The organism is Streptomyces sp. JLSY215, assembly GCF_059682825.1.
The window spans coordinates 8,794,032-8,819,340 of sequence record NZ_CM185022.1 but is presented as its reverse complement, the minus strand read 5'-3'; the positions used below and the strand labels follow the sequence as shown (position 1 = coordinate 8,819,340).

Below are 25,309 nucleotides of genomic sequence, written 5' to 3'. Positions count from 1 at the left end.
GGCCGTGTACCGGCGCGTTGGAACGCCTCCGATGGAGGGCCTTCCGCGTGGGCCACGACGCCGAGTGCGGCCCCGCGCTCACGCCTGCGCCCAAGGGAAGCCATCAAGCACGCAGAGGTGATCGGTTCAGCCAGATCACCAAGGCCAGATAGGTAACGGAGCCTGACACGCGGAGAAGCCCACTCCCCCTGGCTCCGCCCCTGGACAGGGTCTGACGTGGGACTGGGCAGGCAGCGTCGCGATCTCCTCGGGCCGACTGACACTACGACGGACAACAACCCAGTGGCGGCGGTCCTCACGGTGCCGGGGACGGACTTCGACACGCGCCCAGTCGAACACCCGCATCCCATGAGCAGCCCTCCCGCACGCGCGACGTTTCCCCTTCTGCCGCGGCAGGCCCGTGAACAGGTCGTGGACGGGACGGTCCAGGGCCCAGCGGGTGACGACGGTGTCGTGCCGGGTGGTGGCCACGACGTGGAAGACATCAGCCTGCTCCAGCTCGAACCGCCAGCCTTTGCTGAAACCGTAGGCGGCATCCGCGGTCACCCACGGGAACGGGAGTCCGTCCGCCCCGCGGTCCCGGAGTACTGCCGCTGCCCCCCTGCCGAACGGGTTCCCTTCTTCAAGAAGCCGGTGTCGTCCACGATGAACACGGCCTCACGGTCGCCGAGGTGCTCGACGACGTAGTCACGCACACCGTCGAGGACCCCATCAGCGTCCCACTCGATCCGGTTCAGCAGCCGATGGATCCGGTCCCGAGCAGCGTGACCGGCCTGTTCGGCCGGCGTCCAGCCATTCTTCCGCTCCAGCGGAGCAATCGGTCCCCGCAAATGGGCAAGCACCGACTCCCGCGGCTCCGACCTGGAAAACCGATGCACGAACCGCTCGTGCACAGCGTCCAGTTCGCCGGCCCATGCCCTGACATCAGCAAGATGCCCACCCATGAACAGAACGATGACCGGCCTGCCCCACCGTCACGGCAAACACCGGCTAGGGCGAGGAACAAGCCGGATTCCACTGCCGGCTCACCAACGCCGCAGCGACGGAAGCGCGAGGCGGGCCGCTCCCCCGTCCTCCGCGATCGCAGGAGCAGCTCAGATCTGTCCTGACGGGCCCGTCGACGGCTGACCTGGACAGCTGCAAGATCCCCGACAGAGTCAAGACAAGACCGCTGTGCATCCGATGAGCGGAATGGCAGCATTGCGTGCGCGGCCGCGTTCAAGGACGACTGGGACGGGCAACAGCGGTAGCGCCGTGGAAGTTTGAGGAGCAACGTGAAGAACGTACTGGTCACCGGTGCCAGCAAGGGCATCGGACTGGCGATTTCCCAGCGGCTCGCGACGGCAGGGTACGGGGTCATTGGCGTCGCTCGGAGTGCGCCCGACGACAAGTTCCCCGGCACGTTCCTGCGGTGCGACCTCGTCGATGTCGAGGACACCGCACGCATGCTTGAGGAGGCTACCCGCAGTCACGCGGTCTGCCGGGTCGTCAACAACGCGGGTATCGCTCAGCCCCAGCCCATCGAGGATCTCGACCTTGCGACGTTGCAGCAGGTGGTGGACTTGAACCTGCGCGCTTCGGTCCAGATCGTCCAGGCCCTCGTGCCGGGCATGCGCGCGGAGCGATTCGGCCGGATCGTCAACATCACCTCGCGGGCGACGTACGGCGCCAAGGACCGTACGTCCTACGCGGCGGCCAAGAGTGCGCTCGTGGGCTGCACCCGTTCCTGGGCGCTGGAACTCGCCGCGGACGGCATCACCTCCAACGCGGTGTCGCCCGGCCCCACCGCGACCGAGCTGTTCCGCCGTGCGCGGCCCGCCGGCAGCGAGGCCGAGCGCAAGGCGATCGCCTCGATCCCGATGGGGCGCCTGGGTACTCCCGACGATGTCGCCGCAGCCGTCGCGTTCCTGCTCTCCGACGACGCAGGGTTCATCACCGGCCACGTCCTCGATGTCGACGGAGGGAGCAGCCTCGGCGGACGCTAACGGCTTGCAGAAGAACAACGTGCGGCTTCCGCTCCTGTGGCTCATTGATCTGGTACGGGAAGACCGAGTGAGGTCAAGGTGCAACTCGCCTCGGGGGTCGAGGTGTTGTTCCCGCACCTGGACGAGCGGCTGCGCGCCGTCGGCCGCTCGGACGCGAAGGTCCGCCGGACCACGGGCATCGGCGCTCCCTCCCGCACCAAGATCAGTGGGCCCTGCATCGTCGCCCACGGCCGCCTGGTCCTGGGCACTGAGGACGGCAACGTCCTCGCCGTGGACACCGCGAACGGCCGCCGCGCAGGGGACCTGCGCCACCGGGCGGACGACGACTTCATCCGTCCGGCCCTGTGCGGCGGACGGTCCACCTCGGCGCCAAGACGCTGCCTGCCCGCAGGATCACCGGCGGCAAGGAGCTGTGGACCGTCGAGGACACTTCGTCCATCAACAGCCCCCGCCCCTGCGTCGCGGTGACCGCCACCGCGGATGCCGTCTGCGCCGCGTTCGGCTATGGCGGCACCTGGCCCTGGCGGCTGAGTAGAGCATCTGGGATTGCGACCTGCCTCCGGTCCGAGGCCAGTGGCTCGTGGCCGACGGCAACCGCGTCTTCGCCACGAACGGCACCTCGCTCTACGCACTCCCGGTGTTCTGAGCCCCTGGTGGTCAGTGACGGGGCAACCAGGCCGTCGGCCGTAGGAGTACGGGAACCGCGCCCCGATACATACGTCCCCGACGCCACCTCGCCCTCCTCCACGACGCCCCCGTCCCTGCGCACCGGCACAGTTCCCAGCCCGCCGGCGCCGCTACCGCCGCACCTCTCGATGCATCGCCACACGTCACGGTCCGCACCACATGACGCGCCGTCAGCCAGGGAGGCCCCGGAAACAGCATCCTGACCAGCACTGACACCGAAACACTGGTGAAGTACTGGGCTGCGGGCCCAAGCTGGCTACGAGGGGGCCGTCAGGCGTTGGCGGGGTCTTTCACCTCGTGTCCAGGCCGCACCGATCTGCGGCTGCGCCGCGAGCTGTTCGCGGACGAGCTCCTCGCCGTGGAGGCGGGCCGCGGGACCGTACACACCTCGTACATCCCCACGGTGTGCCGCGAACGGATTGTTGGTTAGGGTGGCAAGTAGAGGCTGATTGCGATGCCCTTGGCCAAGGTCATGGCCAAGCCGGCAAGTTCGGGGCTGCACAGGCTGACGGCTCCTGCGCGGGCCAAGCGGTGCCGGGTACGGAGCGGCGTCAGGTCCCTGCGCACCCGGCGGGAATCGTGCAGGCCAGGAGCGGGTTTCCACGGGGCGGTCATGGTCGCTGGAGGGTGGGTCGGACACGACTTGGGACTCGTTGCTGGGGGGTTGGTGCCAACAGAAGCCGGAGGCCACGCCGACCGGCGTCCACTGGCGTTGGATCGCCTGGCCGGAGCGGACCTGGAAGTCGACTCAGCCCAGTTCGTGCTCGGCGTGTTGGTCATCTTGCGCGGTCCAGCCGCGCGGCCCGTACAGGCTGACGATCCCGGCCATGTCGGCGGGCGGCAGCGAGCAGTTCTTGCGGGCGCGGCAAGGCAGATCGGTCACCAGGTACCAGACGCCGACGGGCGGCAGGGTCACCGGGGCGGAGGAGGCCACGGTCGTCTGCGACGGTGTGCGGGTTTTCCCGGCCTCGGTCATCAGCGGGGAATTCGGCTCGATCGCCGCCACGTCGGGGGTTGCGGCGCGGTCGAGTTCGGCGATGATGTGCGGGCTTTCGCTCGGGCCGTAGAAGCAGTCGGCGACCAGCGCCCGAAACGCGAGGCCCTTGGCGCGGGCCCGGGCCACAAGGTCGGCGGCCAGTTGGCCCTTGGTGCGAAACGCCGGATCGGCAGGGCCTTGGGGCAGGACGGGAGCCGGCCGGTAGGGCACGGTGTGCGGCGGGAAGTACACGGGCTCGTCGGCCCGGGCGGTGGTGGCCACGACAGTGCCGATTCCTACCTGCTTGCGCGAGCCGAGGTACTGACGGGACGCATAGGCCGTGGTGTGCCCGGACCTACGGTCACCGGAGTCGTCCGGAAACAACGCCCCGCCGTCGTGGGGCGGGGTCGCCGGCTCCGCCTCCGCCAACGCGGTCAGCGTCTTGTTGCGGTCCCGTGGCGCCAGCAGGGCGGCGACACCGCAGGTCGACCGGACGCGGTGGGCGTGTGACCGGCCGGCCGGCGCCCGCGGTGCTGCCCCCGTCGCTGCGCACGTGGCTCGGGCCGATCGCGGCCCTCGCCACGCTGGTGGTCGTCGTGCTCGGGGTCCTGTACGCCGGCCACAGCCGGCCCGGCATGGTGGACACGTGGCTCCAGTCGGCGGCGGACGGTGTGCGGCCGACGTGGCGGCACGTCGCTCTGGCCACGGACTTCCTGGGGGAGCCCGCCGGAGCGGCGACGCTGGTCGTGGCCGCTGTCACGGGCTGCCTGCTGCTTCGGCGTCCTCGCGCGGCGGTGCTCGTCGTTGCCGGGGGCGGCATGACCGTGGGGACGGCGTCGCTGCTCAAGCACCTGGTGGGACGCACCATCCACGGCGACAACCTGTCCTATCCGAGCGGGCACACCGCCTTCGCCACCGCGCTCGCCCTCATGGTGGCGCTGCTCGCAACCGGCCGGCTCGGCCTCGGCAGGACGGCCGGCACGTTACTCGTGCTTGCCGCGGCGCTGGTCGCCGGCGCGGCCATGGGCTGGGCGCAGGTCGCCCTGGGCGCGCACTACCCGACCGACGTCCTCGGCGGCTGGTGCACCGCGCTGGCGGTGATACCGGCGACCGCGTGGCTGGTCGACCGGATGGCCGACGCCGGTCGGTAGGAGCATCGCTGACGTCGGTCACGTCACGCCAAGCGGCGGAATACGGGCTTCACCGGTCGCCCGGCCAGCCAAGGGGTGGGGTCAGCGGCGTCCAGTGCCTTCCGATACACCGCACATGCTTGGGCCACCACGTCGACGGTGCGGTCGATGTCCGCGTCGTCGAGCGCGCTACTCACCACGAACGACGGGGCCAGCACCCCACCCGCGAGGAGCCGGCGCAGAAACAGGGTGCGGTACTGCTGCGACGGCTGCCGGTTCTCGTCGAGGGTGGCGAAGACCAGGTTGCTGGCCCGGCCCCGGACGACGATGTGGTCGCCGACGCCCATACTGGCCGCGGCGTCGCGGACACCGGCGGCCAACCGCTCGCCGAGGGCGTGCAGCCGCGCGGTGACGCCCTCCTCGACGTAGGTGGTGAGCACGGCCATCGCGGCGGCCAGCGAGTGCGTTTCCGCACCGTGCGTGGTGGACAGCAGGAACACCCGCTCGCCGGAGTGACGCAGCCCGCCCCGCTCCATCAGCTCGCGGCGCCCGGCCAGCGCAGAGACTGCGAACCCGTTGCCCAGCGCCTTGCCGAACGTGGAGAGGTCGGGAACGACGTCGTACAGGCCCTGGGCGCCCGCCTCGGACCAGCGGAAGCCGGTGATCATCTCATCGAAGATCAGTACGCAGCCGTGCCGGTCGGCCAGCTCGCGCAGGCCGGCGAGGTACCCGGGAGTGGGGTCTCCCCTGTTCGAACGAAGTTGAGAGCTTGGGGAAGGCTCGGTGTGGGAGGCAGGCTCGAGGATCAGGCAGGCGACCTCGTCCTGGTACCGGGTGAGCAGCTCCTCCGTGGCGGCCAGGTCGCCGTAGGGGAAGGACACGGTGAGCTCGGTCGTCGCCGCCGGAATGCCGGCGTTCATCGGTGTGGTGCCGATGAACCAGTCGTCGACGGAGAAGAACGGATGGTCGGCGCAGAGGGCCACCCGCGGGCGCCCGGTGACGGCGCGGGCGAGGCGCACCGCGGCGGTGGTGGCGTCGGAGCCGTTCTTCGCGAACTTCACCATCTCGGCGGTCGGCACCGTGGCCAGGAAGCGTTCCGCGGCCTCGACCTCCACGATGGACGGCCGGACGAAGTTGCTGCCGCGGTCGAGTTCCCGCCGCACCGCCTCGACCACGCGTGGGTGGGCGTGGCCGAGGCTGACCGACCGCAGGCCGGAGCCGTACTCGATGTAGCGGTTGCCGTCGATGTCCCACACGTGGGCACCGCGGCCGTGGCTGATGACCGGGGCCAGGTTGTCGGGATACTGGTCGTCGCCCTTGGCGTAGGTGTGCGCGCCCCCGGGGATCATGGCGTGCAGCCGCTCGTTCGCCAGCCGCGACCGGGGCAGGAGGAACTCCCCGCTCTCTACGGTCTCTTCGGTGTCCACGCCGACTTCAGCTCTCCTTCTGCTTCAGGACCTCGGCGAGGCTCGGCGCCTCCCGGTCCCGCTGGGACATCGATGTGACCGGCAGCGGCCAGGGGATGGCGAGCTCCGGGTCGTCGAAGGCGATCGTGACGTCCTCGGCCGGATCGTGCGGGCGGTCGATCCGGTACGAGGTGTCGGCGGTTTCGGTCAGCGCTTGGAAGCCGTGTGCGCACCCCGCCGGGATGTACAGGGTCGTCTGCGTCTCGTCGGACAGCTCGAAGAAGGCCCGGTTGCGGTAGGTCGGCGAGTCCGTCCGCAGGTCCACGACGACGTCGAAGACCTTCCCGTACGAGCACCGCACCAGCTTGGCCTCGCCGGCGCCGGAGCGCAGGTGCAGTCCGCGCAGCACGCCCCGGACCGAGCGGGACAGGCTGTCCTGTACGAAGGCCTCCGGGTCGAGGCCCACCGAGCGGATCACGTCGGCGTCGAAGGTGCGGCAGAAGAAGCCGCGCTCGTCGGCGTGCGGCGTCGGCTCGAACAGGTACGCGCCGGCGATCGCCGGGACTTCGGTCGCTTTCATGGAGCCTTCCGCAGGGTGTGGGTGTGGTCGGTCGCCGGGAACAGGGCCGCGGTCAAGGTGGCGAATTGGTGCGCGAGTTGCTGTGCGGCGGCGAGGTTCCGCTCGGTGAGGGTCTGCCGCAGCTCGGCCGATCGCTTCTCCAGCGCCCGGAACTGCTCGAGCAGCCGGTCGGCGTCGACCTCGCGCGCCGGGTGGCAGTACGCGGCAAGGCCCATCCGGTCCATGAGCGCCTCGCTCTTCGCCGCGTAGCAGAGAGCGAGCACCGGCGTGCCGGTCTTCAGCGCGCAGATCAGGTTGTGGTACCGGACCGCCACCACGGTGTCGGCAGCCGCCATCTCGTTCATCAGGTCGGCCAGTGAGGACGGCTCGGCGGCGGTGACCAGCGGGGAGTCCACCGCGTCGAGGATCGCGGCGACCACCGACGCGTCGCAGGTGTCGCCGGTGAGCAGCCGGACCGGCCTGCCCTCCTCGACCAGCGTGCGGACGAACCGGATCGTCCCGTCGAGGTAGCGCCGGTATATCTCCTCGGCCCGGGCGCGGTCGTCGTTGCCGCCGTGGAAGTCCATGACGCCGACGCAGACCGTGCCGGGCGAGTCCGAGGGCGTGCTCGCCTGCGGCGTCGGCAGGGCGAAGGCGAGGTCCGGGTAGACCTCGTCGCGCGCGGTGTCCACGCCCATCGCCCGCATCGCGTCGCGGGACTGGGCGTCCCGGTACGACCGGTATGCGGCCAGCCGCGCCGACCAGCGCACCAGGGCCCGGGTCGGCCGGTTGCCTATCTCGGCGGCCCCGACGCTGACCAGCGCGACCCGGGTGCGCAGCAGCCGGCCGCTCGCGCAGAGGAGGAACAGCGAGTACGGGAAGCCCCACGGCCGCAACGGCAGCGTGGCCTCCAGGACGCCCATGCCCGGCACGATTACCACGTCGTGTCGGCGCACCCAGGCGGCGGTGCGGAAGACGTCGACCAGTTTGCCCAGACCCTTCGCCGCGATCGCGCCCGCACGTGACGCGGTCCGGTACTCCGCGCGGTTCCAGTGCAGCCGCGTGGCGGGGATCCCGAACCGGGTCGTCACGGCCTCGGGTCCGCCGCACAGCGCGTCCACGACCGCCTCCGGGTGCTCGGCGCGGAGGTACCCGAGGACGGCCTCGAGCGACCCGTCGTTGCCGAGGTTGCCGGAGCCGAGCAGGCCGAACACCCCGACGCGCACCGGAGTTTCGTCCGTGGACGTCATACGTGCCTCCCCTCACGACCTTCACGGCCGGCGACGAGGGCGTCGACCGAGACCGTGAGCAGGGCCGGGTCGACCGGGGCGCGGTCCTCGACCCGCTCGCCGGCGCCCGGCCGGACCCGGCTGGTCATCCATGCGGTCAGGTGGCGGTAGCACGCGCGCCGGTCGGCCGGGGACAACGGCGCCCGCCGGATCGCCGAGGCGAAGCCCCAGACGTACTCCGCGAGCAGCCGGGGCGTCGGGTGCAGCGGGCCCGCCCGGCGCGGGTCCAGGTTGACGCACCGGGAGCGCTTGGAAGGGTTCGCCCGCTCGGCGCGGGTGGGGTGGTCGCGGCGGAAGTACAGCAGCTCCGGCACCTGGTGGAAACGCCCGTGCAGGGCAATCTCGGCGACGAACGTGCGGTCCGCATGGTGGTAGCTGTCCATCGGCTTCACCCGACGCAGCATGTCGGCCCGCATCACCCCGTAGAAGTCGTCGCCACCGGGCTCGAACAGCAGACTGCGGAAGCGCTCCGGCGGGTGCGGCGAGTCGGTGGCCAGCCCGTACTCGTAGGGGACCTTCACCTGGCCGTCGCCGTCGATGACCGCCTGGCCGGTGTGCGCGAGGATCAGGTCCGGCCGCTCGTCCAGCGCCTGGACACAGCGCTGCAGCAGGTCGCGGGCGTAAAGGTCGTCGTGCGAGGCCCACTTGAACAGCTCGCCGCGGCACTCGGCGAACACACGGTTGTGGTTCGGCGTGGCGCCGATGTTGCGGGGCAGCCGGAGGTAGCGGATGCGTGAGTCCTGCGCGGCGTACTTGCGGCAGATCTCCTGCGTCCCGTCGGTCGAGGCGTTGTCGGAGATGACCAGCTCGAAGTCCTCGTAGGTCTGGCCGAGCAGGGCGTCGAGCGACTCGGCGAGGTACTCCTCGCCGTTGTACACGGGCAGGCCGAGGCTCAGCCTGGGTCGGTCGGTCATGAGGTCCTCACTTCGGGGATGGGGTTGTGGTGGTGCTCGCGCAGGGCGGACCGCAGCTGCAGCCACCACACGGCCGAGCCGCTGACGGTCGCGGCGGCGACGCCCCAGGCCGAGCCGACCGTGCCGGCCATGACCGCCCCGCCGAGCCCGCCGCCGACGTAGCAGGCGGAGGCGAACAGCTGGCAGCGCAGGCTGCGTCGGGCCGCGCCGAGCGCGCGCAGCCCGGCCGCCGCGCCGGTGCCGAGGCCCGCGCCCGCGACGCCGAGGGTGATCGGCACGATGAGCTCCGAGGCGGAGTGCCAGACGCCGCCGAGCACCAGCTCGCCGAGCCGGTCCGGCATCAGCAGCAGCGCCCCGCCCCAGAGCAGCGCGGCGGCGGCCTGCCCGCCGCCCAGCAGGAGGCAGAACGCGCCGAGCCGGTGCGGGGCCTGCCGTAGCACGCGTGCCGCCTCCGGGACGGTGACCAGCGACAGCCCCATCAGCACGGCGAGGAACGGGCCGAGCAGGAGCTCGGCGCCCCGCACCGCACCCACCGCGCCGACCCCGACGATCGCGCCGAGCCCGTACGCCCGCAGCTGGCTGGCGCCGCTGAGGCTGACGTTCTCGACCAGGTACCGGTAGCCGAGATCGCGCTGCTCGCGTAGCCAGCCGCGCGCCTCGGTCAGCCGGGGCCGGATGCCGGACTGGATGTAGCCGTAGCCTGCCGCCACCGTGGCGGACGCGCCCCAGGCGAGCACGAAAGCGGCCACGCTGCCCACACGGGCCGCAACCACCATGGCCGGGACGAGCGCGAGACCCCACACGACGTCGTTGACGAACGCCTTCCGCCCGGTGCCGGCGGCGAAGAACGAGAACCGCCAGGCGTCCTGGAGCAGCAGCCCCGGCAACATGACACCAAGCGCGGCGAACGCGGGCCCCACACGGCCGCCGAGGCCGAGCCCGGCCACCAGACACGCCGCGCCGAGGGCCGCACCGACGCCGAGTGCGGTACCCGTCGACCGGCCCACCGCCCCGCGCCAGGACGCGCCCGGCATGCCGCTGAAGCGCACCACCAGCGGATCGGTGGCCAGCCCGCGGGAGACGTTGAGCACCACGCCGTACGTCACCCAGGCGAGGCTGAACACGCCGAACGCGGTCACCCCCAGCGAGCGGGCCACGTAGATGCCCACCACGAAGTTGCTGATGCTGGAGGCCGCCTGGTCGGCCAGCCCCCAGGACAGCCGGCCGACGAGGGCCCGCCTGGCGGATCCGGCCGGTGGCGCCGTTGTCTGCGGATTCTCCCCCTCGGTGGTCATCGGCGTCATGCCTTGATCAGCCCGGCGCCGTGCAGAGCACCGGCCGCGGTGGCGACGGTGTCGAACGGGAGCCCGGACCGCTCGGCGACATCCAGCAGACTGTGCTCGCCGTCGGAGAGGTTGAGCACCCAGAGCATGGCCATCTGCGCCTGTTTGGTGTCGCTGCGGCCGCCGAGCGCGTCGTACAACCCGCGTCGGCCCAGCTGTGGTTCGCCGTAGGGGCTGAGATTGAGGTACCGCCGGTTGCGGTCGAGCACGGCGAACGCCTCGCGGCAGACGGCGAGCGTGTCCGCCATCGCCTCCGGGGAGACGAAGTCCGGGTTGTCCGCCGAGGTGTGGTACTCGGGGTAGCCGGCGTACGGGGTCCGGGTGAGCGAGCCCACGCCGAGGTTGAACCCGGGCGAGCAGAACTGCCGCTCGTCGTAGCCGTACGGAGTGAACTCGGTGATGTGGTGTGGGCGTTCGGATGCTGCCAGCACGTGCCGTATCACCCGGTCGATCTCCGCGTCGCCGCGTCTGCTCCGCTTGTACGTCAGTTGGCCCGAGTCTCCGGCGCAGGCCAGCACCAGGCCGTGCTTGACCCGGTCCACCCGCTCGGCGTTGCGGGCGAGCCAGGTGATCGCGCCGATGGTGCCGGGCGCGTAGAGGAACCGGTAGGTGTAGTACGGCGTCTCCTGTGCCAGCGTCCGGGCCAGGAACGTCGCCACCGCGATGCCGGCCAGGTTGTCGTTGGCCAGCGACGGGTGGCAGACGTGGCAGGAGACGATCACCTCGTCGGATACCTGCCCGGGGACCACGTGCTCGGCGTAGGTGAGGTGGCCGTCCGCGAGTGTGGAGTCGATGCGTACCTCGTACTCGCCGTCCGGCAGCGCGTCCAAGGTCTCCTGGGCCAGGCAGAACCCCCATTCCGGCTTGTAGTAACTGGTGCGGTACGGCACCCAGGCCGGGTGGTCCGGCAGGGTGTGCAGGTGCGCGCGAAGCTCGGCCAGCGGCATGGTCGCCGACACCGGCACGCTGTAGCCGAGCACGTGCAGGCTGGACGCGGCGAAGTCGACGACCCGGTTGCCGGCGGGGTCGGCGATGTAGGCGTCCCGGATGTTCCACTCCTGCGGCACCGTCCAGTCGAGTACCTGAGTCCCGGTCGGCACCTCGTGCACCTGCAGCGGGACGTACTCGCCGACGATGTCCAGGGTGGCGCGCACACCGTCGCCCGTGATGCTCCGGCAGAGCGGGTACAACCGCTCCACCAGAGCGTGCATCTCTTCGCCGGTCGAGGTCATCGGCGCCACCGCAGGGTGTCGTCGACGGCGCCGGCGTCGGACGCCGCGCGCAGCACGGCGAGGCGGGTGAAGCGTCGCTCGAAGTCCTCCCCCGTCAGGCCGAACTTCCGGTAGGCGTCGGCGAGTTCGAGCGCGCCTCGCTTCACCGTCCACTCGCAGTCGAAGCCGGGGATCGCGGCGCGGAACCGGGAGAAGTCCACCCGGTACGACCGCGGATCGGCACCGTTCTCCCCGGTGATCCTCACCTTCGCGCCGGACACCGCCTCGGCGACCTGGTCCGCGATCTCGGCGACCGTGACGTTGTTGATCTCACTGCCGATGTTGAACGCCCGGTCGTGCACCGCTTCGCGCGGCGCGGTCAGCGCGGCCGCGAAGGCACGTGCGATGTCGGCGGCGTGCACCAGCGGGCGCCAGGGGGTGCCGTCGGAGAGCACCAACACCTCGCCGGACAGGAGCGCGTGGCCCACCAGGTTGTTCAGCACGATGTCGGCGCGCAGCCTGGGCGAGTAGCCGAAGGCGGTGGCGTTGCGCATGAACACCGGGGTGAAGTCGCCGTCGGCCAGCGCGTGCAGGTCGTCCTCCACCCGCACCTTGGACTCCGCGTACGGCGTCACCGGACGCAGCGGGGCGTCCTCGGACACTAGGTCGCTGCCGCCGGCGGCGCCGTAGACCGAGCAGGTCGACGCGTACAGGAAGCGTCGCACTCCGGCGTCGCGGGCCAGCCGGGCCAGCCGCACGGACGCGTGGTGGTTGATGTCGTAGGTGAGCTCCGGCGCCAACGATCCCAGCGGGTCGTTGGACAGCGCGGCCAGGTGGATCACGGCGTCCACCCCCGCCACGTGGTCGGCCGTGACGTCGCGCAGGTCCATCCGATGCCCCGGCGGGTCCGCGGGCGTCGGGCCCAGCACGCAATCGGCGAACAGGCCGGCGTCAAGCCCGACGACCTCGTGCCCGGCGGCCGCGAGGACCGGGGCCATCACGGTGCCCAGATAGCCCTGGTGTCCGGTCAGTAGTACGCGCAAGGTTCAACCCCCCAGGTTGAGCGTGAGTTTGGTGACGGCGAACGCTTCGGCGTATCGCTCGTGGCATTCGATGCCGCGGATCCGGGCGAGGCCGAGGAAGGCCTCCCGGTCGTACCAGGGCCGGTGCCGCTGCGAGGGGTAGTGCTCCTGCAGCAGCCGCACCTTCCGTTCGGCGATCTCCATCGACAGCGGCTGGTACGCCGACGGACGGCCGAGATCGCCGTCCCACTTGACGATCTCGTAGCCGAGTACGAGGTGGTCGCGGAATGCCGTGGGCAGCAGCTGGGCCAGGCCGCGGTGATCCTGGTGCGCGTCGTCGGTGCGCGGGGCGAGGACCAGGTCCGGCTCGGTCTGCAGACGCAGCTCCTCGACCGCGGCCTTGGCCTCCTCCCAGTGCGCGGGCATCCGCCCGTCCGGCAGCTTGAGCACGGTCAGCCGCAGGTCGGCGCCCAGGCAGAAGGCGGCCAGCGCGGCCCGTTCCTCCTGCTCCCGGTCGGTGCCGCCGCCGGAGAGCACCAGCGCGTCGACGCGGATACCCGGCCGCGCGAGGCACAGCGTCAGCAGGGTGCCGCCGGCGCCGATGGCGATGTCGTCGCAGTGCGCCCCTACCGCGACGATCCGGTCCAGGCGCCCGGTCCCGAGCCGGATCACGCGCTCACCCCCACGCCGTCGCGCTCCCACACGGCCCACGGGCGGTCGCCCCGGGCGTAGGCGTCGTCGAGCGCGGCCCGCTCCTTCACGGTGTCGGTCGGCTTCCAGAAGCCGCGGTGCTGATGCGCCACCAGCCGCCCCTGCTTGGCCAGTTGGGCACATCCGTCGGCGACCAGGTCCCCGTTCTCCGGTATGTGGTCGAACACCTCCTGACGGAGCACGAAGTAGCCGCCGTTCTCCCACAGCGGCAGTTCGCTCACCGCGGTGATGCCACCCACCAGGCCGTCCTCGCCCAGGTCCACGCAGTGGAACGACGACTGCGGCGGCACCACCATCATCGACGCACCGGCGTCGCGCCGGGCGAAGTTCTCGATCATCTCCGGCAGCGGGGCGTCGGTGAGCACGTCGGCGTAGTTGGCGAGGAACATCTCGTCGCCGTCCAGGTGGTGCCGCACCCTGCGCAGTCGCTCCCCGATCGGTGACTCGATGCCGGTCTGCGCGAACGTGATCGTCCAGTGGGCTATGTCGGTGGACAACAGTTCGGCCCGCCCGCCCCGCAGCACGAAGTCGTTGGACGTCGTCTCCTCGTAGTTGAGGAAGAAGTCCTTGATGTGGTGAGCCCCGTAGCCGAGGCACAGGATGAACTCCGTGTGCCCGAAGTGCGCGTAGTAGCGCATGACGTGCCAGATCAGTGGTCGCGGCCCGACCATCGCCATCGGCTTGGGCACGTCGTCGGAGGCTCCGTTGCGCATCCGCATCCCGTAACCGCCGCAGAACAGAACGACCTTCATGCTGTGACCTTTCGAGACGCGACCTCGACAATGCTCAGTTCCGGGATGGGAAAGACCAGCCGGCCGCCCCAGTCGTGCACGAAGGACAGCTGCTCGACCAGCTCGGCCCGCAGGTTCCACGGGAGGACGAGGACGTAGTCCGGCTTGTCGGCGGCGATCTGCTCGGGCGGCAGGATCGGGATACGGGTGCCCGGGGTGAACCTGCCGTGCTTGTACGGATTGCGGTCGACCGTGTACGCGAGCAGGTCGGGCCGGATGCCGCAGTGGTTGAGCAGGGTGTTGCCCTTGCCCGGGGCGCCGTAGCCGACGACCGTCTCGCCGCGCTCGGCCGCCTCGATGAGGAACCGCAGCAGGTCCCGGCGCACCTTGGCCACCCGGGCGGAGAACTCCGTGTACCCGGACAGCCCCTGGAGCCCGGCCGCCTTCTCCCGGGCCAGTACGTCGGACACCTGCTGGGACGGCTCGCCGGCCACCTCGGTCGGGCGAGCCCACAGCCGGATGGAGCCGCCGTGCGTGGGCAGCAACTCCACGTCCACGAGCGTGAGTCCGCCGCTCGCCAGGGCCCGGATCGCGGACGCGACCGTGTAGTACTGGAAGTGCTCGTGGTAGATCGTGTCGTACTGGTTCTCCTCGATCAGGGTCAGCAGATGCTGCACCTCGATGGAGACCCAGCCGTCGTCGGCGACCAGTGCGCGCAGCCCCTGGGTGAAGCCGACCACGTCGGGGATGTGCGCGTACACGTTGTTGGCCACGACCAGGTCCGCCGGGCCGTGCTCGGCGCGGACGGCCGAGCCGGTGTCCGGGCTCAGGAACTCCGTGAGCGTGGGCACACCCGCGTCCCGCGCCGCGGCGCCGACGTTCACCGACGGCTCGATGCCCAGGCAGCGGATCCCCCGGTCCACCACATGCCTCAGCAGATACCCGTCGTTACTCGCGACCTCGACCACGAAGGCGTCGGGGCCGAGACCCACGCGTTGTACGGCGTCGGCGACGAACGTGCGCGCGTGCTCCACCCAGGAGGTCGAGTACGAGGAGAAGTACGCGTACTCCTTGAACGTCTCCTCCGGCGTGATCAGCGGAGGGATCTGCGCGAGCCAGCAGTCGGTGCAGACCCGCAGGTGCAGCGGGTACGCGGGCTCCGGCTCGTCCAGTTGGTCCGCGGCGAGAAAGCTCTCACACGGCGGGGTCGCCCCCAGATCGACGACGCTCGCCAGCGTCGCCGAGCCGCAGAGTCTGCATCGTGTCATTTACTGCCCCCCATTGATTCCGTCCGACCCGCGATCGCGGTGCGGTACCCCTCCACCAGACGCTCCAGCCCGACGGCCGGGCTGAACCCCTGCTCGTAACGGCGCCGGGCCGCCTGGCCCATCTCCTGGTTGCGGGCCGGCCCGGCCGCGATCCGGCGTATGCAGGACGCGAGCGAGGCGGGCTCGCCCGGCCGGTGCAGCAGCCCGGTCACCCCGTCCTCGACGAGTTCGACGAAGGCGCCGTGACCGGCGGCGACGGCCGGGACCCCGGCCGCCATCGCCTCCACGACCACCAGGCCGAACGCTTCCAGCCACGTCGAGGGAGCCACCACTGCGACCGACCGCGCGACGGCCTTCCGGCACTCCGCCGCGTCGTACAGGCCGACGTACCGCACGTCGTCCCGGCCCGCCGCCCAGGCGGTCACCTCTCGCTCCAGCGGCCCCGCGCCGGCGATCACGAGCGGCACGCCCACACCGCCGCCCGCGGCGATCTCGTCCCACGCGGCCATGAGCAGCCGCACGCCCTTGGCCTCCGCGAGCCGGCCGAGATAGAGCAGATGCTCGCCGGCGCCCGCTCGGCGGGCGCCCGGGTCGGGCACGAAGTTGTGCTTCACCGCCAGCCGCTCGGATGGCATGCCGGCCCGCGCCAGGACGTCGCGCTGTGCCGCGGAGATGCAGAAGAACCGCTCGACGCCGGACCACCACCGCCGCCGGTTGACCGACAGGCTGACCGCGAGCGGCACCGTAGCCAGCCGGGAGCTGCGGTAGCAGCCGTGCCGGACGGCGGGCAGCGGCGCCGACCCGACGCACTCGGTACACGGCCGGCCGTCCCGCTGCAGCGTGCCGGGCGGGCAGACCTGGGTGTAGTTGTGCAGCGTGGCGACGGCGGGCACGCCGGCGTCGGCACAGGCGGCCAGCACCGCGGGCGACAGGAGCGGGAAGACGTTGTGGACGTGCACCACGTCCGGCCGCTCGGTGCGAAGCCTGGCGGCGAGCTCCGCGCGGACCGCCGGGTTCCACGGCACAAGGAGCGGCACCGCGGCTTTGCCCAGCAGGGACCGGGCGGCGATGTCGTCGCTGCGCCGCTCGAACGCCTCAACCCGGTGGCCGGCCGCGCGCAGCAGCTCCACCTCCTGGTCGACGACCTTGTTCTCCCCGCTCGGCTGCGCCGAGGCGTAGCGGTTGTGCACCACGAGGACGTGCATGGTCAGGTCACCTCCGATCTCCGGGCCCAGCGCGGGATGTGTCGTGTAGGGACTGCGGGCGTCGAGAGGTGAGCGGCCTCGGCGGGTGCCGCCAACAGCGTGGCGGCCAGGGCCAGATGCAGCAGATACGGCGAGGCGTCGCCCAGCCCGGCCTCGGTGTACGACGCGATCGCGCAGTAGCTGATCAGGAAGATCGCGCAGGCCCTCTGCAGCGACGGTGGCCGCAGCAACGCGACGCCGCCCAGCACGATGATGATCGCTGCGACGAGGGTGACGCCGATCAGACCCTGCTCGTTGTAGACAGCCAGCCAGCTGTTGTCGATCGGCAGCCCGCCGAACGACTTGTCGCCCAGGCCCGCGCCGAACAGGTACTCCGAGGTCGTCCGGGGGGCTGCCAGCAGGGCGTCCCAGACCTTGGCCCGACCGGTGAGGTTGGAGAAGTTCTCCTGGCTCTGTCCGCGCAGGAACCACGCCTGTAGCACGGAGCTGAACGCCACCGCGGCCACCGTGGCGAACAGCACCGCCCAGGCGAAGAACCGGCGGGCGGCGGCGCTGGTCAGGACGAGCGAGCCGATCGCCAAAACCAGCCCGATGAGCAGGCCGAGCGTGGCCGTCCGGGTATGGGTCAGCGCGAGCAGGACGAGTGACGGCACGATGACCACCGCCGCGCTGCCCCTGTCGGTCCGGCGGCCCAGAACGAGTAGCACGGTGAGCCCGGTGATCACCGCGGCGTACTGTCCGATCTGCGGCGGGGTGAGCGGCCACAGCGCGCCGACCAGCCGCCCGCCGTAGAGCTCGGGCATGGCCGCGCCCGGTGACATGAGCAAGCCGGCGGCCACCGACGCGAGCACCGCGAAGTACATCCGGATGTGGTGCCGGACGAACGTCTGGCTGCCGTCCCACCAGCGGCTGAGCAGCCACAGCGTGCCGACGAAGAGAGCCAGCCGGGCGCAGCGGAACAGCGCGCCGAACCCGGACTCCAGTTGCAGGCTGGAGATCACGCTCGGCACCAGCAGCAGGGTGAGCAGGAGCAGGAAGGCACTGGCCCGGATGCGCAGCCGGAGATTGAGCGCGAGCGCCAGCGCGAACGCGGCGGCCAGCGCGCCCATAGTGACTACCTGGATGAGGGAGCGAGGCAGCGGGATGATGGTCTTCGCCCCGGCGGAGCCGAGCGTGTTGAGGACCAGCAGCCCCCAGGCTGTCCCGACGATCTTCGACGTGCGGTCCGCGCCCATCTCAACCACCGTCCCGTGCGCGGAAGGTGCTGCCCGCGTCCTGTTGGTACGGCGTGCCCTGCCACTGCCCGAAGTCGAGCACCCGGCTCGGGTCGTGGGCGACGAATTCCCATGGTCCGAGGTAGACGTTGTCGTGCCAGCGGTTGTGCTGCTTGTGGGTGATCGCCTCGGCCACCCGCTCGCCCTGGTACGGCGACCAGTCCGGATAGGTACCGTAGTTGGCCAGCACCGCCATGCGGTCGCACTTCACCGTGCACTCGACGACGGACTTGTCCAGCACGAAGCGGTTGCCGTGGATGTCCACCCGCTGGGTCTTCCACCGGCAGTCGGCGTGGAGCGGTGCGGTGGCGATCGCCGGCCGCTCGCAGCGGTCGGAGTGCCGCACCAGCAACGTGCAGTCACCGGACGAGGTGTTGGCCGGGCTGTTGCAGAACCGGTCGGCGTTTTCCCACAGGGTGATTCCGGACCAGTTGTTCTCCAGCACGTTCCGGTAGATCTCGATCTTGTCCGTGCGGGCTTTGACCCGTGGTTCGCCGCCGGCCTCGGACAGGTAGATGGTCGCGAACGGGAAGCTGTCGCCGCGGTCGGCGTTCCTGCGACCCTCGACCCAGTTGTTCCGCCGGATCGTGTTCTTCCGGATGACCGCGTTGTAGCTGGTCTCGTAGATCAGCGCGGCACCGTCGTTGGCTTCGAGCACGTTGTCCTCGATGCGGAAGTCGTTGTTGTTGGTGTCTGCCCATAACCCGGCTCCGCGGTTGTCGTGCACCCAGTTGCCGCGTACGTCGGCGCCGTTGACGGCCCAGAACTTCACCCCTGCAGTGCAGCCGCAGCCCGGCCGCCGCCGCTCCCAGTCGTCCGTGTTGTTGGCCACGATCTCGTTGCCCTCGACCACCAGGCCGCTGACATGACCGGTGGCCTTGTACGCGTTCATGCCGTACTGACCGTTGCCGCGCAGGCAGCTGGCGCGGACCCGCTGGTGGGCACCGGCCATCAGCCCGGCGCCGGAGTTGTGCTGGATCTTCGCGTGCTCGATCACCCACCCGTCGGCCGAGTCATGGTTGACCACGCCCTCGTTTTGCGGCGCGACGAAACCCTGCACGGTCAGGTAGCGGATGGTGACGTTGCGGGCGGTACCGCCGAACGCGTACTGGTTGGTCTTCCGGCCGTCGAGCACCGCGCCTGGCGCGCCGAGGTAGCGGTTCCCCTTCTTGGGGATGACCTGGGAGTAGCGGTCCCGCTCGAGCCTGTGCTTGCCCGGTCGAAGCCAGAACGTGGTGTTCGGAGGGCTGCTCCGGGTCTTCGCCGCCAGGTCACCGACCACCGCGGGGTCGACTTTCACCGCGCCCGCCGGCGCCTTCGCCGGCCCGGCCGCAGGCTTGGCGCACACCCGGGCCACGGACCGGGCCACGGACGTGGATGGCGCAACGGTCGGCTCCGCCGGGGCGGCCGGCGTGCTCACACAGCCGGTCGCCAGCAAGGCCAGCGCCAGCGGTGCCGCCGGCAACGCCCGGTTCCGCCACTTGATCCCCACGCATCCTCCCTAGTCGCGGAACCTGAGTACGGTGGTGAACCCCTCACCGCCGTCGGCGAAGCCGGTGCCGACCAGCGTGGTGGTGGGTTCCTTGCGCCCGAAGCCGGCGGAGTACCAGCCCAGCGGCGGGTCGGTCTCGCCGCGATGCGCCCGCCAGCACAGCTGCCCGGGCAGGTCGAGTACCGCGGAGCGGTCCTCGCCGTCCCGGGTCCACGTGAGCGCTGCGCGGTTCCCCACCAGGTCCGCGGTGATCGCCGGGCCGAGGTGGAACGCCAGGTGCACGGCCCGGCGCGAGCCGCGCACCTCGTCGACCACCTTCAACTCCCGGCTCGCGGCGGTCAGTTCCACTCGGCGGCGGTGCACGGAGCCCTGGTAGCCGTCGTGTTCGGCGCACCAGCGGGCCACACCCTCGTCGGATGCGTCCGCGGCCAGGACGCGACTGTTGGCATGCCGGGTCCACAGGAACGGGCCGCCGGAGACGGACTGGTCACCGCCATCCAGCTGCAGGGTGTTGTGGCCGAGGGTCGACCGGAAGTACTGCCGCCACTCGGGCTGCCCGTGGTAGCAGAACGTCCCCGGGTCGGCGAGCACGTCGACCCCGTCGTGCCGGACCTCCACGGACAGCGCGTCCGCGTGCGCATGCGCGGCGATGGACAGGAACCCGTGCGGGCCACCGTCGCAACGGCACCAGATCCCCGCCGGACCGCGCAGGATGGTCATGCCCGCGTCGGCGAAGTGGCCCGGTCGGCTTTCCGGGCGGGTCACGGCCGGTGCGGTTCCATTTTTCGAGTACGGCCGGATGAGCGCGGCAAGGAGCGGGGTGCGCACATCGGTGCCGGTCACCTCCGGCCACCAGGCGAGCCGGCCGAACACGGCGTCCCCGGTGGCAAGGAGCGAGGCCCAGCGGTCGGTGCCCGCGCCGTCCACGACCAGACCGTGGCCGTCGTCCGCGTCCCCTTGGCGCGGCGGCCGTAACCGGCTGTCCACGACGGCCGCGAGCGCATCGGTCATCCGCAGCAGCACAAGCCGGACGGTCGCGGGGACAGGCACGCCGGAGGCGTCCGCCTCGGCCACCGCGGCCAGGCCCAACTCCATGACGAGTCCGTGGTATTCGGTGGCCAGCTCGCGGTTGAGGCCGGAGCCGAAGGTGTTGCCGCGCAGGTGCCGGTCGAGGGACCGCAGCGCTCCGGCCCGCCAGCGCGCCGAGGAGGGGAACCACGCGAACGCGCAGGCCGCGGCGAACTGCCCGGCGGCCTCGGCGATGACGTGGTTGTTCGCCGACGACCCCCGGCTGGGAAAGGCGGACAGCCAGCGCTGGTGGTGCCAGATCTGGTTCAGCGCCACCGGGTTGCCCTCGAAGAGCTCGGGCGCGCCCGGCCAGCCGTCGAGCAGCCGGCGGATCCACACCCAGGACAGCAGCCGGATGCCCAGCTCGATGCCGCTGATCCAGTGCACGCCGCGCAGCGGTGGGTTGGCCGCCCACCACGACCGCAGGTGCTCGGCCACGCGCTCGGCGTACCGGTCGTTCCCGGTGATCGCGTAGGCGGCGGCGAGCTGGGTGAGGTACTGGTGCCGGGACGGCTCCCAGATCTGCTTGATGTCGCCGACCGCGTCCTCGTTGCGGTACGGCACGTCGAAGGCGTAGCCCGACGGAGCCCGGCGGCCGGTCTTCGGGTCGTACAGCCAGTCCGGGTCGGCCAGGTCGTCGCGGACCACCCCGAAGAATTCGGCGTGCCCGTACATCAGCCGGTCCGCCTCGACGACGAGACGCTTCGCGGCGTCCGGCGGGATGGCGGCGATCGTCCCGGCGGGCAGGACCGCGGTGAACCGGGCGCCGGTCACGCTCGGGCAGTCCGGGCGCGCCGACCGCCACCGCCGCCTGCGTACCGCGTCGCCCACCCGGCCGGCGACCTCCTGCGGCCCCATCCGGGCAAGGCGCCGCAGGTACCAGCCCGCGCTCATGGTCATCGTGCCCCCGCCAACGTCACCGGCGCGCCGCCGGCCAGACCGGTCTGCACGGCGAGGGTGGCCGCCGTGGTGGCGACCAGCGACTCCAGCGGCACCGGCATCGGCCCGCCGGTCCGCACGGCCTTGATGAACGCGGCCAGTTCGGCGTTCTGGCCCTTGTCCCGGGCCTTGGGCAGTCGGGAGCTGACCCACCGCTTGCTTCCGTACACCGAGGCACGGACGAAGTCGTCGAGCCGCAGCACCTTGCCGTCCGCGACGAGGTCCAGCGTCTCCTTGGGGAAGCCGGGCGCGCCGGTGGTGACGTAGCTGATGGTGGCGGTGGACCCGTCCGGGTAGCGCAGGACGACCTGCAGGTCCTCGTTGCCGGACGTGGCGACCGCGTACACCGAGACCGGGTCGGCCTCGAGCAGCCAGCTCGCCGTGTCGATGAAGTGTCCGCCCTCGCCGGCGAACCGCGAGCCCTCGGTGCCCTGTTGGAGGTACCAGCTGCCGTGCTGCAGCCGGCCCGCGTTGACCAGGTAGCGCAGGCTCGCCGGCCCGGTCCGGGCGCCGAACCGCGTCCTGGCCTCGTTCAGCAGCGGCGCGAACCGGCGGTTGAAGCCCACCTGCAGCCGGTCGTTGCCGGATTCCTCCACCGCCGCGAGCACGCCGCGCAGCTCGTCCTCGGTGAGGGCCAGGGGCTTCTCCACGAACACGGTCTTGCCGGCGAGCAGCGCCTTCCGGGTCAGTTCGGCGTGCGAGCTGTGCCGGGTGACGACGAAGACCGCGTCGATGGACGGGTCGCCGAGCACGGAGTCGAGGTCGGTGGTCGCCTCGGCGAAGCCGAACTTCCGCTGCGCGTTGGCCGCGGACAGCGCCGTCGTGGTGACGACCGTGGACAACTCGACGCCGTCGCGCCGTGCCAGGTGCGGCAGCAGCATCGACGTCGCGTAGTTTCCCGCGCCGACGAACGCCAGCCGCACCGACGCCTTGGCGGATCGGGCCGGGGTGGACGCTCCACCGCTGCGCCGCACCTCGGGCACGGCCACCGCCGGGGCCGCCGCTTCCCCTTCCTCCGCGTGTTCCGGGTACCGGAACAGCACGGCCACGGCCTTCAGGTCGCCGTCCTTCAGGCGCCGGTATGTCTCGACGGCGTCACCGAAGTCGGCGATGTGGGAGACCAAGGGCTCCACGTCGACGCTGCCGCGGGCGAGGAGATCGAGGAAGCACGCCAGGTTGCGGCGCTCGGTCCAGCGCACGTAGCCGATCGGGTAGTCCCGCCCCTCGAGCTCGTACTCCGGGTCGTAACGCCCGGGACCGTACGACCGGGAGAACCGGACGTCGAGCTCTTTCTCGTAGTACGCGTTCCACGGCAGGTCCAGGCGGCACTTGCCGATGTCGACGACCCGGCCGCGGTCCCGGCAGAGCCGGGCGGCCAGCTCGACGGGCTGGTTGGTGCCACCGCCGGCGGCCAGGTACACCTGGTCCACGCCGTGACCGCCGGTGAGCTCGGTGACGGCGGTCTCCACGGCCGCGGACCCGGGATCTCCGCAGGCCACGGCGCCCAGGCGCTCGGCGAGTTCGCAGCGCACCGGGTCGGGGTCGGCGCCGACGACGCGGACGCCCGACGCGGCGAGGAGCTGTACCACCAGCTGCCCGATCAGCCCGAGGCCGATGACGAGGGCCACCTCGCCGAGCTGCGGCTCGCCCTGGCGGACGCCCTGCAGCGCGATCGACCCGACGGTGCCGAAGGCCGCGTGCTGCGGCGCGAGGCCGTCCGGCACCGGGGTGTAGAGGTTCTTCGGCACCCAGTTCAGCTCGGCGTGCAACGCGTGCTCATTGCCGGCGCAGGCCACGAGGTCGCCGACCTTCACATCGTCGATCCCGCTGCCGACCTGCTCGACCACCCCGCACAGCGAGTAGCCCAGCGGCGTGTAGGAGTCCAGCTTGCCCATCACTTTGCGGTAGGTGGCGGGCACCCCGTTGGTGGCCACGCTCTGCATGACCTTGGCCACCTGGTCCGGACGGGAGCGGGCCTTGCCCAGCATCGACATGCCGGCCTCGGAGACCTTCATGAGCTCGGTCCCGGTGGATATCAGCGAGTAGGCGCTGCGGACCAGCACACCGCCCGGCTTGCACCCCGGCACCGGCACGTCGAGCACCGCCAGCTCGCCACTCTTGTAGTTCTGCACAACCTGTTTCACCCGAGCTCCTCTTGTTTCCACGCTGTCAAGCCGCCCGGCTCTGGCCGGAGCCAGAGGTCGCGCCGCGATACCAGTACTCGAGGGTCAGCACATGCCACAGATGCTTGGAGAAGTCCCGCTGCCCGGCGGCGTCCTCGGCGACCATGCGTGCCAGCGCGTCGCGGCGCAGGAGCCCGGAGTTGACGAGCACGCCGTCGTTGACCACCTCGCGCACCAGAGGTGCCAGATCCCGGCTCATCCAGGCGCGCAGCGGGGCGCTGAACAGGCCCTTGGGCCGGTACACGATCTCCCGGGGCAGGATCGAGGTGGCCGCCTCCTTGAGGGCGGCCTTGCCCTGCCGTCCGACGATCTTGCGATCGCCGGGCACGGCGAACGCCGCCTTGACCACCTCGACATCCACGTACGGCACCCGCACCTCGGTCGACGCGGCCATGCTCGACCGGTCCGTGTAAGCGAGGTTCAGGCCCGGCAGGAACATCCGGGCGTCGCCCAGGCACATGCGGTTGACGAAGTCGTCGAGGTCGTTGTCCTGGTAGATGTCCGCATGCTCGGTCAGCACGTCCTCGACCGTTCCGGCCAGGTCCGGATCGACCAGGGCGAGCAGCTCGTCCTGGTCGTACATGGTGTAGCTGCGCCGGAACGCGGTCTCCTCCGGCAGATCGGCGAACGAGAGGAACCGCTTCGCGAAGCGCACCGACCGGTACCCCCGGCGGGACGTGGCGACCGGCAGCCGGTCCACGGTCGCGGCCAGGCCGCGCCGCAGGGGCCGCGGGATGCGCTGGTAGCGCAGCGCGAGCAGGTTGGCCAGGTGCTTGCGGTACCCGGCGAACAGTTCGTCGGCACCCATCCCCGAGAGCATCACCTTGACCCCGGCCTCCCGGGCGGCCGAACAGATCAGGAACGTGTTGATCGCGGCGGGGTCGCCGATCGGCTCGTCCAGGTGGTACGTCATCTGCGGCAGCAGGTCGAGCACATTCGGAGCGATCTCGATCTCATGCAGGTCGACGCCGAACTGCTTGGCCACCCGCCGGGCATGGCGCAGGTCGTCCGGCATCGCCTCGAACCTGGCGTCCTCGGCGCGGAATCCGATCGTGTAGGCGGAGATCCCGGGTTGGTGGGGGGCCGCCAGCGCGGTCAGGTAGCTGGAGTCGAGACCGCCGGAGAGGAAGGTCGCCACGGGTACGTCGGAGAGCAGGTGGCGGCGGGTCGACTCCTCGACGACGGCGGCCAGGTCCGGCCGCTCGCCGCCCCGGGCCCGCTCCCGGCCCTCGGCGGCGACGTCCTTCAGGCTCCAGTACCGGCCGCGCTCCACCCGGCCGTCGGGCCGGCACCGGAGCCAGCTCCCCGGCGGCAGCTTCTCCGCCTCGCGGAACGCGCAGCGCGAGTCCGGCACCCAGTAGTACAGCAGCGAGGCCACCAGCGCCGCATGGTCCACCTCCAGCGACCCGCCGGTGGCGGCCGCAAGCGCCTTGAGCTCGGAGGCGAACACCAGCCCCTCGCCACGCCGGAGCAGGAACAGCGGCTTGATGCCCAACTGGTCGCGGGCGAGCACCAGTTCACCCGTCCGCTCGTCGAAGATCCCGAACGCGAACATCCCGCGCAGCCGGGGCAGGCAGTTGGTGCCCCAGCACCGCCATGCCTCCAGTAGCACCTCGGTGTCGGAGGTGCCGCGGAAGCGCACCCCGGCGGCTGCCAGCTCGGCACGCAGCTCGGGCGCGTTGTACAGCTCGCCGTTGTACGTGAGGGCGAGGCCGCCCGAGACCATCGGCTGGGCGCCGGTCTCGGACAGGTCGATGATGGCCAGCCGACGGTGCCCGAGGTTCACTTCGCCGTCACCGGCGGGGTGGCTGTACCGGCCCGCCCCGTCCGGACCGCGGTGGGCGAGGGTATCGGTGAGCCGGTCGGTCACGGCCTTCCCGTCCGGCCATCGGTAAGTGCCTGCGATGCCACACATG

At 71.2% G+C, this 25,309-nt stretch carries 19 protein-coding genes and 1 pseudogene; 2 read left to right on the top strand and 18 right to left on the bottom strand.

Annotated elements, in window-relative coordinates:
* Positions 1 to 157: 157 nt before the first annotated feature.
* Positions 158 to 944 (bottom strand): annotated as a pseudogene (locus AC5677_RS38965) (transposase); the annotation flags it as partial.
* Between the two features lie 330 nt (positions 945 to 1,274).
* On the opposite strand from AC5677_RS38965, the gene AC5677_RS38960 reads away from it, so the two are divergent.
* Complete coding sequence (locus AC5677_RS38960; protein ID WP_497192591.1) at positions 1,275 to 1,985, top strand: SDR family oxidoreductase; 711 nt, start codon at positions 1,275 to 1,277, stop codon at positions 1,983 to 1,985.
* A gap of 1,435 nt (positions 1,986 to 3,420) precedes the next feature.
* Here the strand turns inward: AC5677_RS38960 and AC5677_RS38955 are convergent.
* Positions 3,421 to 4,077, bottom strand: a complete 657-nt coding sequence (locus tag AC5677_RS38955) for a transposase (protein WP_497192590.1) — start codon at positions 4,075 to 4,077, stop codon at positions 3,421 to 3,423.
* Positions 4,078 to 4,154: 77 nt separating this feature from the next.
* Between AC5677_RS38955 and AC5677_RS38950 the strand changes: the two genes are divergently transcribed.
* Positions 4,155 to 4,799, top strand: coding sequence for a phosphatase PAP2 family protein (locus AC5677_RS38950; protein WP_497192589.1), 645 nt, complete (start codon positions 4,155 to 4,157; stop codon positions 4,797 to 4,799).
* A 23-nt stretch (positions 4,800 to 4,822) separates the two neighbouring features.
* Here AC5677_RS38950 and AC5677_RS38945 read toward each other — a convergent pair whose 3' ends face one another.
* From AC5677_RS38945 to asnB, 16 genes are read right to left on the bottom strand one after another with little or no spacing between them, the layout of a single operon-like run.
* Complete coding sequence (locus AC5677_RS38945; RefSeq protein ID WP_497192588.1) at positions 4,823 to 6,205, bottom strand: glutamate-1-semialdehyde 2,1-aminomutase; 1,383 nt, start codon at positions 6,203 to 6,205, stop codon at positions 4,823 to 4,825.
* A gap of 7 nt (positions 6,206 to 6,212) precedes the next feature.
* A complete protein-coding gene (rfbC, locus tag AC5677_RS38940) occupies positions 6,213 to 6,764 on the bottom strand; it encodes a dTDP-4-dehydrorhamnose 3,5-epimerase (protein ID WP_497192587.1) in 552 nt (183 codons plus the stop codon).
* Complete coding sequence (locus AC5677_RS38935) at positions 6,761 to 7,993, bottom strand: polysaccharide pyruvyl transferase family protein (protein ID WP_497192586.1); 1,233 nt, start codon at positions 7,991 to 7,993, stop codon at positions 6,761 to 6,763. The genes rfbC and AC5677_RS38935 overlap by 4 nt, the downstream gene beginning before the upstream one ends.
* On the bottom strand, positions 7,990 to 8,946 hold the full coding sequence (locus AC5677_RS38930; protein ID WP_497192585.1) for a glycosyltransferase family 2 protein: 957 nt from the start codon (positions 8,944 to 8,946) through the stop codon (positions 7,990 to 7,992). Before AC5677_RS38930 ends, AC5677_RS38935 begins: the two co-directional genes overlap by 4 nt.
* On the bottom strand, positions 8,943 to 10,241 hold the full coding sequence (locus AC5677_RS38925; protein ID WP_497192584.1) for a hypothetical protein: 1,299 nt from the start codon (positions 10,239 to 10,241) through the stop codon (positions 8,943 to 8,945). Before AC5677_RS38925 ends, AC5677_RS38930 begins: the two co-directional genes overlap by 4 nt.
* 5 nt (positions 10,242 to 10,246) lie before the next feature.
* A complete protein-coding gene (locus AC5677_RS38920) occupies positions 10,247 to 11,530 on the bottom strand; it encodes a DUF4910 domain-containing protein (RefSeq protein WP_497192583.1) in 1,284 nt (427 codons plus the stop codon).
* On the bottom strand, positions 11,518 to 12,543 hold the full coding sequence (locus tag AC5677_RS38915; RefSeq protein ID WP_497192582.1) for an NAD-dependent epimerase/dehydratase family protein: 1,026 nt from the start codon (positions 12,541 to 12,543) through the stop codon (positions 11,518 to 11,520). The genes AC5677_RS38920 and AC5677_RS38915 overlap by 13 nt, the downstream gene beginning before the upstream one ends.
* Before the next feature lie 3 nt (positions 12,544 to 12,546).
* Entirely contained in the window at positions 12,547 to 13,194 is a 648-nt protein-coding gene (locus AC5677_RS38910) for a PIG-L deacetylase family protein (protein WP_497192581.1), read from the bottom strand.
* On the bottom strand, positions 13,191 to 13,985 hold the full coding sequence (locus AC5677_RS38905) for a sugar phosphate nucleotidyltransferase (protein ID WP_497192580.1): 795 nt from the start codon (positions 13,983 to 13,985) through the stop codon (positions 13,191 to 13,193). Before AC5677_RS38905 ends, AC5677_RS38910 begins: the two co-directional genes overlap by 4 nt.
* Complete coding sequence (locus tag AC5677_RS38900; RefSeq protein ID WP_497192579.1) at positions 13,982 to 15,232, bottom strand: class I SAM-dependent methyltransferase; 1,251 nt, start codon at positions 15,230 to 15,232, stop codon at positions 13,982 to 13,984. Before AC5677_RS38900 ends, AC5677_RS38905 begins: the two co-directional genes overlap by 4 nt.
* Positions 15,229 to 16,437, bottom strand: a complete 1,209-nt coding sequence (locus AC5677_RS38895) for a glycosyltransferase (protein ID WP_497192578.1) — start codon at positions 16,435 to 16,437, stop codon at positions 15,229 to 15,231. Before AC5677_RS38895 ends, AC5677_RS38900 begins: the two co-directional genes overlap by 4 nt.
* A 2-nt stretch (positions 16,438 to 16,439) precedes the next feature.
* A complete protein-coding gene (locus AC5677_RS38890; RefSeq protein ID WP_497192577.1) occupies positions 16,440 to 17,672 on the bottom strand; it encodes an O-antigen ligase family protein in 1,233 nt (410 codons plus the stop codon).
* 1 nt (position 17,673) lies between these two features.
* On the bottom strand, positions 17,674 to 19,203 hold the full coding sequence (locus AC5677_RS38885) for a right-handed parallel beta-helix repeat-containing protein (protein ID WP_497192576.1): 1,530 nt from the start codon (positions 19,201 to 19,203) through the stop codon (positions 17,674 to 17,676).
* A gap of 9 nt (positions 19,204 to 19,212) precedes the next feature.
* Complete coding sequence (locus tag AC5677_RS38880; RefSeq protein WP_497192575.1) at positions 19,213 to 21,171, bottom strand: heparinase II/III family protein; 1,959 nt, start codon at positions 21,169 to 21,171, stop codon at positions 19,213 to 19,215.
* The gene (locus tag AC5677_RS38875; protein WP_497192574.1) at positions 21,168 to 23,354 is read right to left on the bottom strand and encodes a bi-domain-containing oxidoreductase; all 2,187 of its coding nucleotides are present in this window, start codon (positions 23,352 to 23,354) and stop codon (positions 21,168 to 21,170) included. Before AC5677_RS38875 ends, AC5677_RS38880 begins: the two co-directional genes overlap by 4 nt.
* A 25-nt stretch (positions 23,355 to 23,379) precedes the next feature.
* Entirely contained in the window at positions 23,380 to 25,308 is a 1,929-nt protein-coding gene (asnB, locus tag AC5677_RS38870) for an asparagine synthase (glutamine-hydrolyzing) (RefSeq protein ID WP_497192573.1), read from the bottom strand.
* Between the last annotated feature and the right edge of the window lies 1 nt (position 25,309).

What these genes read in the sequence shown, in the direction of transcription:
- rfbC (WP_497192587.1), bottom strand. Translation starts at nt 6,764, where the DNA reads ATGAAAGCGACCGAAGTCCCGGCGATCGCCGGCGCGTACCTGTTCGAG.
- AC5677_RS38935 (WP_497192586.1), bottom strand. Translation starts at nt 7,993, where the DNA reads ATGACGTCCACGGACGAAACTCCGGTGCGCGTCGGGGTGTTCGGCCTG.
- AC5677_RS38930 (WP_497192585.1), bottom strand. Translation starts at nt 8,946, where the DNA reads ATGACCGACCGACCCAGGCTGAGCCTCGGCCTGCCCGTGTACAACGGC.
- AC5677_RS38925 (WP_497192584.1), bottom strand. Translation starts at nt 10,241, where the DNA reads ATGACCACCGAGGGGGAGAATCCGCAGACAACGGCGCCACCGGCCGGA.
- AC5677_RS38905 (WP_497192580.1), bottom strand. Translation starts at nt 13,985, where the DNA reads ATGAAGGTCGTTCTGTTCTGCGGCGGTTACGGGATGCGGATGCGCAAC.
- AC5677_RS38900 (WP_497192579.1), bottom strand. Translation starts at nt 15,232, where the DNA reads ATGACACGATGCAGACTCTGCGGCTCGGCGACGCTGGCGAGCGTCGTC.
- AC5677_RS38895 (WP_497192578.1), bottom strand. Translation starts at nt 16,437, where the DNA reads ATGCACGTCCTCGTGGTGCACAACCGCTACGCCTCGGCGCAGCCGAGC.
- AC5677_RS38890 (WP_497192577.1), bottom strand. Translation starts at nt 17,672, where the DNA reads ATGGGCGCGGACCGCACGTCGAAGATCGTCGGGACAGCCTGGGGGCTG.
- AC5677_RS38880 (WP_497192575.1), bottom strand. Translation starts at nt 21,171, where the DNA reads ATGACCATGAGCGCGGGCTGGTACCTGCGGCGCCTTGCCCGGATGGGG.
- asnB (WP_497192573.1), bottom strand. Translation starts at nt 25,308, where the DNA reads ATGTGTGGCATCGCAGGCACTTACCGATGGCCGGACGGGAAGGCCGTG.